Consider the following 11,555-nt stretch of genomic DNA (forward strand, 5'->3'; position numbering starts at 1 on the left):
ACTCGCCAACCCTGGCGCCGCCCTCATTCTGCCGTGACCGGCCGCGGCTCCAGGCCGCTATCCGCCACAAGGCCCCATTCCCGCAGCACCTGCTGCGTATGCGCACCATGTGCCGGCGCGGGATGGCGCAACTGGCAGGGCGTGCCTGAGAGCTTCACCGGGAAGCCCAGCATCCGCACCGACCCATGTCCGGGATGCTCCATCTCCAGCACCATCTCCTGATGAAGCACCTGCGGGTCCGACAGCGCCTGCCCGATATCCTGCACCAGCCCGCAGGGCACGCCCGCCTTGTTCAGCCGCCGTACCCAGTTCTCCTGCCCGTCCGACCGCAACCGGGCGGTGATCAGCGCATCCAGCTCCGCCCGGTTGCGCATGCGCAGGCTGTTGGTCCGGAAGCGAGGATCCTCCAGCACATGCTCCAGCGCCAGCTCCCGCAGAAAGCGCCGCAGGATGGCTTCCGTGCTCGGCGCCACCGCGATGGCACCGTCCGCGGTGCGGAAGAGGCCATAGGGCGCGGTGATCGGGTGGTCATTGCCGCAGCGCACCGGCGAAACGCCGGTCGCCAGATAATCGGAGGCCAGATAGGCGAACATGCTCATGATGCCGTTCATCATCGCCGCCTCCACCCGCTGGCCACGGCCGGTATGGTGGCGGGCATGCAGGGCATTGACGATGCCGAAGGCGGCATAGAGCCCCGCCACCAGGTCGGTGATCGGCAGGCCGCTGCGCAGCGGCGCGTCATCCGGCTTGCCATTGACGCTCATGAAGCCGCTCATGGCCTGGATCACGAAGTCGAAGGCTGGCCGGTCCGCATAAGGGCCGCTGGCGCCATAGCCATTGATGCTGGCCACCACCAGGCGGGGGTTGAGCGCCTGCAGCCGCGCATCGTCGAAGCCCATCTCGGCCAGCACGCCCGGGCGGAAATTCTCCACCAGCACATCGGCCTGCTCCAGCAGGCCGGCCAGCACCTCCCGCCCCTCCGGCGCGCGCAGATCCAGCACCACGGAGCGCTTGTTGCGGTTGAAGGCGGCGAAATACCAGCTCAGCCCTTCCACCGCCGCGCCGGCGTGGCGGATCGGGTCACCCTCCCCAGGGGCCTCGATCTTGACAACATCGGCGCCCATATCGCCCAGCAGCATGGTGCAGAAGGGGCCGGAGAGGATGCGCGTCAGGTCCACCACCCTGATGCCATCGAGAGGCGTCGGCATGGCGGCCTAGCCCGCCGCCGTCGGCACGGCATCGGCCGCGTGCAGCCGCAGCCTCGGCCCCGCGCGCATCACCTGCCCCGCCAGCGGCTTGCCCAGCAGCCGTTCCATGCGATGCGCGATGGCGATGGTCTTCTCCAGGTCGATGCCGGTCTCCCAGCCGCTTTCATGCAGCAGATAGACCAGGTCCTCCGTGCAGATATTGCCGGTGGCGCCGGCGGCGAAGGGGCAGCCGCCCAGGCCGCCGGCGGCGGAATCGAAGCGCCGCACCCCCTCCTCCAGCCCCACCAGCACATTGGCCAGCCCGACGCCGCGCGTGTTGTGCAGGTGCAGCGTGAACTCCATCTCCGGCAGCTCTGCCCAGAGGGCGCGCAGCGTGGCGCGGATATTGCGCGGCGTCGCCATGCCCGTGGTGTCGCCCAGCGTGATGTGCGTGATGCCGAGTTCGGCATAGGTCCGGGCGATGCGCAGCACATTCTCCAGCGGCACGTCGCCCTCGAAGGGGCAGCCGAAGGCCACGGCCATGGCGCCCAGCACCTCGATGCCGCCCTGGCGCAGCTTCTCCGCCACGGCCGGAAAGCCCTGCAGCGAATCATCGATGCTGCGGTTGAGGTTCTTGCGGTTATGCGTTTCCGAGGCCGAGATCAGCAGCAGGCCGCCATCCAGCGGCGTGTCGCAGGCGCGCTCGGCGCCCCGCAGGTTCGGCACCAGGGCCATCAGGTTGGTGTCCGGCCGCTTGCGGATGCCGGCGAGCACCTGCTCGGCATCCGCGAGCTGGGGAACCGCCTTGGGGGAGACAAAGGAGGTCACCTCGATATGCCGGATGCCGCTGTCGATCATGCTGTTGACCAGCGCGATCTTCTCCTCGGTCGGCACCATGGTGGGTTCGATCTGCAGCCCGTCACGGGTGCCGACCTCGACGACCTCAACGAAGCCGGCGGCGGTATCAGTGGTCATGGCGTCATTCTCCTGCGCGGCTTCAATCGAGCCGCAGACCGATCTCGGCGACGATGCCCTTCCAGGTCTCGGCCTCCTTCCGCAGCATGCTGGCAAAGGCCGCGGCGGAGGCGGGCGCCGGCTCGATGCCCTGGTCGTTGAGCGTCCTGATGAGGTCGGGCTGGCCGAGTTGGACGTTCACGGCCTGGTTGAGCCTCTCGACCACCGGCTGCGGCACGCCGGCCGGGCCCAGCACGCCCCACCAGTTCGTGATCTGCACATCATAGCCAAGCTCGACCAGGGTCGGGACCGCTGGCAAGGAGGGGTTGCGGCCGGCGCCGGTCACCGCCAGCGGCCGCGCCGCCCCCGACTGGATCGCGCTCATGGCCGAGGCGATGGAGGCGCCGATGGCACTGACATGGCCGCCGATCAGGTCCATCAAGGCGGGGTTCGAGCCGCGATAGGGCACGTGCTGCATGCGCACGCCGGCCCGGCGCGCCAGCAGCTCGCTGACCACATGCGAATTGCTGCCACTGCCCGAGCTGCCGAAGGTCAGCCGGTCCGGCGCCGCCCGCGCGGCCTTGGCCAGGTCCTCGAAGCCGCGGTAGGGCGAATTGGCCGAGGCCAGGAGCAGCAGCGGCGTGGTGGCGGCGAAGGCGATGGGCGTGAAGTCGCGCAGCGGGTCGAAGGCCACCTTGGTCAGCAGCGGCGCCAGGGTCATGTTGTCCTGTTGGCCGAGCACGATGTCATAGCCGCTGGCATCGGCCCGGGCGGCCTCCGCCAGGCCGATGGTGCCATTGGCCCCGGCCCGGTTCTCCACCACCATTGTCCAGCCATTGGCCTCGGCCAACCGCGTGCAAAGCGCGCGGGCCAGCAGGTCGGTGCCGCCGCCCGGGGGGAAGGGCGAGATCATGCGGATGGGCCGGGCCGGATAGGCGGCCTGCGCCGAGGCCATGCCGGAGAAGGCGGAACCCACGGCCAGGGATGCCAGCAGGGTGCGACGTTTCATGGATCCGGTTCCTCCCGATTATAGTCGGCCATCTTCGCGCGGGGCTGACGGACAGGCCCGTTTCCCCTTTCTGCAGGAAAGGATCGCCAGTGTCGGTGCAGCCGGGCAAGCGACGAGTGACGAGCCCCGCCATCTCGGATCGAGATGGCCGCTTCTCGCGCCGGCTGGACCCGGCCTCGGTCCAGTTCTTTGTCTCGGCGGTGGAGGAAGGCAGCATCGCCCGCGCGGCATCGCGCGAGAACATCGTGCCCTCCGCCATCAGCAAGCGGCTGTCCGACCTGGAGGCGCTGCTGGGCGTGGCGCTGCTGGAGCGCGGCACGCAGGGTGTGATACCGACGCCCGCCGGCGAGGCCTTCCTGCACCATGCGCGGCTGCTGCTCCGCGCGGTGGAGCGCATGCGGCTGGAGATGGCGGAATACAGCGAGGGCGTGCGTGGCCACATCCGCGTGCGGGCCAGCGCCTCTGCGCTTTCCGCCGGATTGCCGGCGGAGATCCAGAGCTTCTCCCGCGCGCACCGGCAGGTGAAGATCGAGCTGGAGGAATACGAGACGCCGGCCATCGTGCAGGACATCCGGGAAGGCCGCGCCGATGTGGGGATCGGGCCTGATATTCTGCAGCCGGAACCACTGAAGCTGATCCCGTGGCGGCACTACGACCTGTCGGCGGTGGTGCCGGACGGGCATGCCCTGGCGCGCCGCCGGAAGCTCTCCTACTCCGCCCTGCTGCAATACGAGCAGGTGGAGCAGGGCTACAGCAGCGCCTTGTCGCAATTGCTGGATTATGCCGCGCGGCAAAGCGGCCTTGCCAAGCGCACGCGCATCCGCGTGCGGGGATTCGAGGCCGTCTGCCGGATGATCGGCAGCGGCATGGGGATCGGCGTGGCGCCTTCCTTTATGCGGGAATCACTGGGCGAGGTTTACGGCCTGCGCTTCATCCCGCTCGACGAGCCCTGGGCGCATCCCAAGATCTGCATCATGCTGCGCGACCTGGACAGCCTGCCGAATGCCGCGCGCAGCTTCGTGGACCATCTCCGGCGCAGCGCCACCGCCGCCGGACGCGATGGGGATTGAGCCCGGTCCACAGGCCACCAGCCGGGCCTGCCGGGCAGGCCCGGCTGCCGGATGAACAGGAGCTGCCGAGGAAGCCCCGCGAACAGGTGACCCTGCCCGCAGGGCTTGCCACAAGGGCTGGCCTCATCCAGCCGGCTTCAGCCTTCGAGCTTCACGCCCGCCGCCCGTGCGACCTCGCCCCATTTGCGGATCTCGTTGGCGACGAAGGTATTGGCGCCCTCGATCGTCTGCGGCGCGGCGGTGCCACCGAGTTGCAGCATGCGGGCGGCGATCTGCGGATCGCGGAGCAGGGCGGTGACATCGTTGTTCAACCGCTCGACCACCTCGCGCGGCGTCGCCGCGGGGACGCAAAGGCCGCCCCAGCCGATGGCCTCATAGCCGGGCAGGAACTCGGCGATCGCCGGTACATCCGGCAGTTGCGGCGCCCGGCCGGCCGAGGTGACGGCGAGGGCCTTGATCCGCCCGCCCTGGATGTGGGGCAGCGCGCTGGCCACGCTGTCGAACATCATGGGGATGTTGCCCGCGATCAGGTCGGCCATGGCCGGGCCGGAGCCTTTGTAGGGCACATGCGTCAGCTTCACGCCGCCACGGCCGGCGAACATCTCGGCCGAAAGGTGCTGGGAGGTGCCCGGCCCGCCACTGCCGTAGTTGATGCCGCCGGGGTCGGCCTTTGCCGCCGCGAGCAGTTCCGGCACCGAGTTCGGCCCGAAGCTGGGATGCGCCACGATCAGCAGCGGAATGGTGAAGACGGTGGTGATGTAGGTGAAATCGCGCACCGCGTCATAGGGCAGGTTCGGGATCAGGCTGGGATTGATCCCGTTGGTGCCGCTGGTCGAGGCGACCAGGGTGTAACCATCGGCGGCGGCCCTGGCCCCGGCCTCCATTCCGACCACGCCAGCGCCGCCCGCGCGATTCTCCACCACGACGCGCTGCGGCCAGCGCTTCGAAAGCTCATCCGCGATGTAGCGCAGGATGGTGTCCGTCGCCTGCCCGGGCGGGAATGGGATCAGCATCCGCACGGGGCGGCTGGGCCAGTTCTCGGCGGCGAGTGGGGCTTTGGCCAGAACGGCCGCTCCGGCGAGGCCAAGGCCAGCGCCGAGGAACTGGCGGCGGGCCGGGTAACGGAACATGAGCAGTCTCCGGGAAGAAATCCGGCCGCGGTATGGTGCCTCCCCCACCGGGCGATCAAGTTAGCCCAACTGTCCTATTCCACGGCGCGGGCATGTGCCCGCCCGCGTCCCGCTGGCATCTGCTCCGTTTCCATGCCGCAGCAGGCGGACCTTCCCGCCTGAATGCATGGAGACCATCGTTTCCGCCTTACCGCGTGGCTTCACTCCAGCTTTGCAGCGGGAAGATGCGGTCATAGGCCAGGTTGAAGACAAAGGCATAGGCCACGTAGAAGGCCGCGATCGCGATATCCATCACGAAGGCCTGCAGCAGGGTGATGCCCAGGTACCAGGCAATGGGCGGCATCAGGATCAGCAGCAAGCCCGCCTCGAACAGCACGGCATGGGCGACGCGCAGGCCCATGCTCTTGCGCGTATGCCCGGCCCAGTGCTGCATCGCGTGGTCGAAGCCCAGATTATAGACGTAGTTCCAGGCCGTGGCCGCCATGGCGCTGCCGACGCCGATGACGCCCATCGTCTCGGCGGGCAGGCCAAAAACGAGCCCGCCCAGGGGAATGATGAGGGCGAGGCCGATGAGTTCGAACAGGATGGCATGGCGGATACGGTCGCGAGTGGTACGCATGATCTGAACTCTTGAAGAAAACGCTCGATAAGCCGCGCCTTCTATCTAAAATCCTTCGGTCAACAAGTTAGTACCCATCTGGTAACCAGATAGATGACCGTATCCCTGGAACAGCTGGAGGCTTTTGTCGCGGCAGCGGAGGCCGGATCTTTCTCGGCCGCCGCCCGCCGGCTGCGGAAGGCGCAATCCGCCGTCAGCACCCAGGTGGCCAATCTGGAGGCCGACCTGGGGCTGGAGCTGTTCAGCCGTGCCGGGCGCCATCCGGTGCTGACACCGGCGGGGGAGCGCCTGCTGCTGGAAGCGCGCGTGGTGCTGGACCGGCGGAAGCATTTCATCGGCGTCGCCACCAGCCTGGAGCAGCGGGTGGAGAACCGGCTGGTCGTGGCGATCGATGAACTCTACCCGGAGCATGCCCTGGGCGCGCTGTTCGCCGACTTCTCCCGGCACTTCCCTTTCGTGGAGCTGGAGCTGCTGTTTCCGCTCATGGAGGATGTCAGCCGCATGATCCGGGACGGCACGGCCGATCTCGGCGTGATGTGGCGCCAGAAGGTTCTGCCGGCGGAACTGGGCTTCCAGACCATTGGCTGGGTTCCGCTCAAGCTCGTCTGCGGGCGCAGCCATCCGCTCGCCAAGGAAAGGGTGGAGTGGGAGGAGTTGAAGCGCCACCGGCAGATCCTGATCGCCGCCCGCAGCGATGGGCCGGAGAAGCGGCGCCTGCGGGTGGCCGCCGAGGTCTGGTGGGTGGAGAGCCATTGGGTGATCCTGGAGATGGTGAAGCACGGGATCGGCTGGGCCTTCGTGTCCGACCATGTGATCGCGGCTTCGACGACCGCGCCGGATCTGGTCACCCCGGACCTGCAGTTCGACCAGGGCGACTGGCCGGTGGCGCTGGAGCTGGTGTGGCACAAGCAGCGCCCCTGCGGCCCCGCCGCGGCCTGGCTGCGTGAGCGCTTCGCGGCGACCCGGATCGGCGGGCTCGCGTCCGCTTCCCCTAAGGGGGCGCAGTAGCCTGCCGGACTGGCCTTGCGCGGCCACCGCCGCGGGTGGGCAGGCTCCCGTGCCTGGGCCATCGGCTTTCCGCATCGGCAGGGGCCGGCGCTCCCGCCAGCCCGCGTCCATTGCCTTCGCCCACGTCCTGCCCAGGCAAGCCGCCCGCCAGCGCATACGGTTCCCGGGTTTACCCCTGGGGCACGGGGGCTGGGGCTTCAGCTGCGGAAAGCCATGCCGTAAATGATGCCTCGTGAGGCCATGAAGGGCGTGGTTGTGACGGGACGATACAGGGCGGCGCGGCCACGCGCGCTTCTTTTGGCCGCACTGGCCTTCCTCGCAACATTGCCAGCCTGCGCCAGTCTGGTGCCCGACTTCCAGGAAGCGCCGCAGCCCACCGCTGAGCCTGATGTCGGAAGGGTCGTGCTGTTCACCGGCCTGAACTGGTCGGGCGAGAGCCACCGCGCCACCGGGACCGATGCGCTGGCGCAGGAGATCCGCCGCGCCGGAGTGCCAGGCAATATCTACCGTCCGGGCGAATGGGCCAGGGCCGCCGATGACCTGCTGGCACTTGAGCCACGCCCTGCCGCCATCGCGGTCTATGGCTACTCGGCCGGCGGCCCGGCTGCGGCCCGGTTCGCCCGGCGGCTGGGGGAAGCCGGCATCCAGGTTGAGACCATGGTGCTGCTCGAAGCCTGGGGCTCTGCCGAGGTGGCCTGCTCCGTCAGGCTCGCCATCCAGTACCGCCTGGAGCAAGGCGACGCACTTTCACCGGCCAGGCCGCAATGCACGCAGGTGCGCAACGAGCTGATCGATGCGGATCTGGCCGATGGTCTCGGGCACCTCAGCGTCGCCGTCGATCCTGACGTGATGCGCCTTGTGATGCAGCAGCTTGTGCGGGATGGCGAAGTTCGCAGGCGTGCCGCACGGCGCTGACGGAGGTGGATATGTTCCTCGCTGCCGTGATCCTGCGAGGGAAGTTCGGCCGCATCATGCCGCAGGCTCCCGCCAGCCTCCAGCACGACACGGCCGGGGGCGTAGCCGCGCCGTGCCTGCCTGCGCTCCGGCCCAGGGCGCCGGACACCGGAGCATCATCCGGTTGACTTTCTGCCTGCGACTGGGCGTGGCGGAAAGGCTATCCGCCACCGGGCAGCAGCTGTTGTCGCAGAGTTGCCGGCCAGCAGACGATCAGCGCGGAGGGCCGCGCCGCCGCGCAAGATGCCGCCGCAGAAGCGCCATGTTGCGAAGGTTGGCCCGGAAGAAGACATCTCCGATGGAGCCGGCCAGCGGCACCGAACTGATCAGCGAATCCAGGCCGACATTGCCGATCATGCGCAGGAGTGTTCCGCCGGATACGCCCAGCCGGCGCGCTTCCCAGATGATGTAGGCTGAGACGGCCGTGGACACCACGGGCCCCAGGCCTGGCAGCAAGCTCATGAGGGCATCGGCCCCGAACCGGATGCCCGTGCCTGGAACTCGCCACCTGCTGTCCAGAAGACGCGCCAGGATTTCAAGACGAGCCTCCGATCCGCTGCTGTAGCTCGCCATGCCCGGCGGCGGAGCGGCCGGAGTGGTGTAATGATGCATGATGCTCCCCTGCGGGAATCGAGAGAACGGCCGATGGCAGACTAACGCCTGCCATGCGCCATCGGCGGCAAGGTTCTCCAGCATCAGGTCAGGTGCCGCGCTTTGATGCACCAGGGATGCTTCGCCCCCATCAACGGCCCCGGCAGCAGCAACACGCATTCCACGGCAGGGCCTGAGAAGAATATCGCGCTTTCCGGATGCCACGGAGAGGTGCCTGGCCAGGCCCACTGGCTCCAGGCGCTGATTCTAAGCGGCCCCACAGAACCAATCGGCTCCTGGCTCATTGATGGAGAGGCTGATAGCCCCGGGCCGCTCCTACCATGCCGGCGCTGCTGGAGACGATGACATGCCCGATGCGCATCAAGAAGGCTTAAGCCGGCCTGAGCAGCAGGACGCTGAGGATCTCGCCGCGCCGAAAGCGGCAGTTCTTCATGAGGTTGTCCGCCGGCAGGGCGAGGAGGAGCTGAGCCGTCCCCCAGCCTCGCTGTTCTGGTCTGGGCTGGCAGGGGGCGTGACCATCATGGCCTCGGTGATTGCCGAAGCAGCCCTGCAGCATAAGCTCCCACCCGGCATGCCTGGGCGCGAGATGATCGCCGACCTGGGCTACAGCCTCGGTTTCCTGATGGTCATCCTCGGCCGCATGCAGCTTTTCACCGAACAGACGATCGTCACCGTGCTGCCCAACATGGCGAAGCCGAGCTGGCGGAAATTCGGCCTGACGGTCCGGCTGTGGCTGATCGTCTTCCTTGCCAACATGATTGGCACCTGCATCGCGGCAGGCATGAATGTCCATCTGCACTTGGTCAGTGAGGAACTGATGGCATCGATGCTGGAAGTTTCGGGATCACTGCTCCGGAAGACGCCGATGGAGATGCTGCTGCAAGGCATTCCTGCGGGCTTCCTGATCGCTTCAGTGGCCTGGATCCGGGCCGGTGCCTCCAACGGCGAGTTCTGGATCGTGCTGAGCCTGACCTATGCGATCGCGCTCGGAGACTTCACCCATGTTATTGCCGGCAGTGCGGAGGCGTTCCTCCTCTTGTTCTCTGGCCAGGTCGGGATTGGCCATGCAGTCGGAGGCATGATCCTGCCGTCACTGGCGGGCAACATCATCGGCGGCACCGGTCTCTTTGCCCTTCTGGCGCATGCGCAGGTCCGCCAGGAAATCTGAGGGGCCCGAGAGGTTGCGGGTGTGCATGCGGGCCCACTAGCGGCAAACCATCCGCCACCGGCAGAATGACGCATCTGCCACGCCTGTCAGAGGGCCAAGGCGAGACCGCGAAGCCGAAACTTCCCGACCAGGATGTGGAGACCGTTCCCACAGCCTGCATGTCGTCATTGCCCGGACGGCGGCTCTCCCTCCGCTGCCCAGCACAGATAGGGCGGATTCCCCACCAATGCCGCGGTCTCGTCCAGGTGGTGGCAAGGGGGAAGATACCGAGCCGACAGCTCGGCCGATTGCATTCGCAAGAAGTAGCGGCGCCGCCCTTTGTACGCCAACCCCTTCCCGCCCCCGAGCTGGGATATAGGCCGGCCAAGCCCCGGCTTCGAAGAGAGTGGGCTTCCGGGAGAGTAAACCCTGCCCCGTCCTGGGCACTCCCGCGCCCCATCGCCAGGCGCGGCGCAACCTGCGGTTCCAGGTGCCGGGCGAGCGAGCTTGTCGAGGAGAAGAATGGTGTCCCCGGCGGGATTCGAACCCACGGCCCCAGGATTAGGAATCCTGTGCTCTATCCGGCTGAGCTACGGAGACGCCATGCCCTAAGGTTTAGCCGTCCCGCGCCCGCCGGTCCACCGCCCTCGTTGCGCTCTCAGCCGCGCCGGCGGAAGCGCTCCACCGCCGCCACCAGGGCTAGGCGCACGCCTGGCTCCAGCGCCGAATGCCCCGCGTCCGGGATCACGGTCAGCCGCGCGCGGGGCCAGGCGGCAGCCAGGTCGAAGGCGGATTCCGCCGGGCAGACCATGTCGTAGCGGCCCTGGATGATCTCGGCCGGCAGATGCGCGATGCGGGCCATGCCGCCTAGCAGCCCCTCCGGCGGCAGGAACAGGTCATGGGCGAAGTAATGCGCCTCGATCCGCGCCAGCCCCAGGGCGGTGCGGTCCTGGGCGAAGCTCGCCACCGTGTCGGGGCTCGGCAGCAGGGTGCTGCACATGCCCTCGTACTGGCTCCAGGCCCGGGCGGCGGGCAGGTGCAGCATCGGGTCGGGGTGGCAGAGGCGGCGGAGATAGGCCCCCAGCAGGTCCCCGCGCTCCTCCTCCGGCACATGCTCGGCGAAATCCGCCCAGGCATCGGGGAAGACGCGGCGCAGGCCGTAGAGGAACCATTCCACCTCCTGCCGGCGGCCCAGGAAGACGCCGCGCAGCACGCAGCCCGTCACCCGCTCCGGATGCGCCTGCGCATAGGCCAGCGCCAGGGTCGAGCCCCAGGAGCCCCCGAAGAGCATCCATTGCTCGATGCCGAGGAAGCGCCGCAGCATCTCGATGTCACCCACCAGATGCGGGGTGGTATTGTCGCGCAGTTCCCCCAGCGGGCGGGAGCGGCCGGCGCCGCGCTGGTCGAAGATGATGATCCGCCAGTGGTGCGGGTCAAAGAAGCGGCGGTGCACCGCACCCGCCCCGGCCCCCGGCCCGCCATGCAGGAAGAGCACCGGCTGGCCGCGCGGATTGCCCACCTGCTCCCAATACATGACATGCCCGCCGGACAGCGGCAGCAGGCCGGTCTCGTAGGGGGCGATATCGGGAAAGAGGTCTCCGCGGGGCATGGCGAAGTTTGGCCCGGCCCGGCCCCGGGGCGCAACAGGATGCTCCGGCGGAAAAGGGGCGCGGATTCTTGCGGTGGAATGTGTGCCGCCCCTTCGCGCGGGGCCGCTTCGTCCTTAGGTTAGGCATTATGGCGAGTTCTTCCTCCTCCACCGGGTCAAAGGCCGGGCAGGCCGCCGGCCCCGTGCGCTGCGCCGTCTGCGGCGGCGAGAGCCAGCAGCCGCCCTTCCGCCCCGGCCCGCCGGAGCAGGCGCCGGA

Annotated in this window: 11 protein-coding genes and 1 tRNA gene; 4 read left to right on the plus strand and 8 right to left on the minus strand. The window is 68.3% G+C overall.

All coding sequences use genetic code 11. The features are described from left to right. Positions 1-23: 23 nt before the first annotated feature. Genes IBL25_RS06975 through IBL25_RS06985 form a run of 3 tightly spaced genes read right to left on the minus strand, consistent with a single transcriptional unit; the run spans position 24 to position 3,150 of the window. Positions 24-1,208, minus strand: a complete 1,185-nt coding sequence (locus tag IBL25_RS06975) for a CaiB/BaiF CoA transferase family protein (protein ID WP_187777834.1) — start codon at positions 1,206-1,208, stop codon at positions 24-26. A 6-nt stretch (positions 1,209-1,214) separates the two neighbouring features. Then, entirely contained in the window at positions 1,215-2,162 is a 948-nt protein-coding gene (locus IBL25_RS06980) for a hydroxymethylglutaryl-CoA lyase (protein ID WP_187777835.1), read from the minus strand. Between the two features lie 22 nt (positions 2,163-2,184). Continuing rightward, positions 2,185-3,150 carry a Bug family tripartite tricarboxylate transporter substrate binding protein gene (locus IBL25_RS06985; RefSeq protein WP_187777836.1) on the minus strand — a complete coding sequence of 322 codons (966 nt, stop codon included), beginning with the start codon at positions 3,148-3,150 and terminating at the stop codon, positions 2,185-2,187. 89 nt (positions 3,151-3,239) lie between these two features. Between IBL25_RS06985 and IBL25_RS06990 the strand changes: the two genes are divergently transcribed. After that, a complete protein-coding gene (locus tag IBL25_RS06990; protein WP_194433632.1) occupies positions 3,240-4,220 on the plus strand; it encodes a LysR family transcriptional regulator in 981 nt (326 codons plus the stop codon). Between the two features lie 137 nt (positions 4,221-4,357). On the opposite strand, the gene IBL25_RS06995 is transcribed toward IBL25_RS06990, so the two are convergent. Both IBL25_RS06995 and IBL25_RS07000 read right to left on the minus strand, forming a co-directional pair. After that, the gene (locus IBL25_RS06995; RefSeq protein ID WP_187777838.1) at positions 4,358-5,350 is read right to left on the minus strand and encodes a Bug family tripartite tricarboxylate transporter substrate binding protein; all 993 of its coding nucleotides are present in this window, start codon (positions 5,348-5,350) and stop codon (positions 4,358-4,360) included. Positions 5,351-5,537: 187 nt separating this feature from the next. Continuing rightward, entirely contained in the window at positions 5,538-5,969 is a 432-nt protein-coding gene (locus IBL25_RS07000) for a PACE efflux transporter (protein ID WP_187777839.1), read from the minus strand. A 93-nt stretch (positions 5,970-6,062) separates the two neighbouring features. On the opposite strand from IBL25_RS07000, the gene IBL25_RS07005 reads away from it, so the two are divergent. Together IBL25_RS07005 and IBL25_RS07010 are read left to right on the plus strand one after the other, a co-directional pair. Next, entirely contained in the window at positions 6,063-6,977 is a 915-nt protein-coding gene (locus IBL25_RS07005; RefSeq protein WP_187777840.1) for a LysR family transcriptional regulator, read from the plus strand. Between the two features lie 222 nt (positions 6,978-7,199). After that, entirely contained in the window at positions 7,200-7,892 is a 693-nt protein-coding gene (locus IBL25_RS07010) for a hypothetical protein (RefSeq protein WP_187777841.1), read from the plus strand. 252 nt (positions 7,893-8,144) lie between these two features. On the opposite strand, the gene IBL25_RS07015 is transcribed toward IBL25_RS07010, so the two are convergent. Then, complete coding sequence (locus tag IBL25_RS07015; RefSeq protein ID WP_238940261.1) at positions 8,145-8,627, minus strand: DUF4112 domain-containing protein; 483 nt, start codon at positions 8,625-8,627, stop codon at positions 8,145-8,147. Between the two features lie 262 nt (positions 8,628-8,889). Here IBL25_RS07015 and IBL25_RS07020 point away from each other — a divergent pair, with 262 nt between their 5' ends. Beyond that, positions 8,890-9,711: a formate/nitrite transporter family protein gene (locus IBL25_RS07020; protein WP_187777842.1), complete on the plus strand. Its 822-nt coding sequence runs from the start codon at positions 8,890-8,892 to the stop codon at positions 9,709-9,711. A 502-nt stretch (positions 9,712-10,213) separates the two neighbouring features. Here the strand turns inward: IBL25_RS07020 and IBL25_RS07025 are convergent. Then, positions 10,214-10,290 (minus strand) — tRNA-Arg (locus IBL25_RS07025). A 58-nt stretch (positions 10,291-10,348) separates the two neighbouring features. Then, complete coding sequence (pip, locus tag IBL25_RS07030) at positions 10,349-11,299, minus strand: prolyl aminopeptidase (RefSeq protein ID WP_187777843.1); 951 nt, start codon at positions 11,297-11,299, stop codon at positions 10,349-10,351. Positions 11,300-11,555: the final 256 nt, after the last annotated feature.

It is taken from the genome of Pseudoroseomonas ludipueritiae, from assembly GCF_014490445.1.
GTDB lineage: Bacteria > Pseudomonadota > Alphaproteobacteria > Acetobacterales > Acetobacteraceae > Pseudoroseomonas > Pseudoroseomonas ludipueritiae.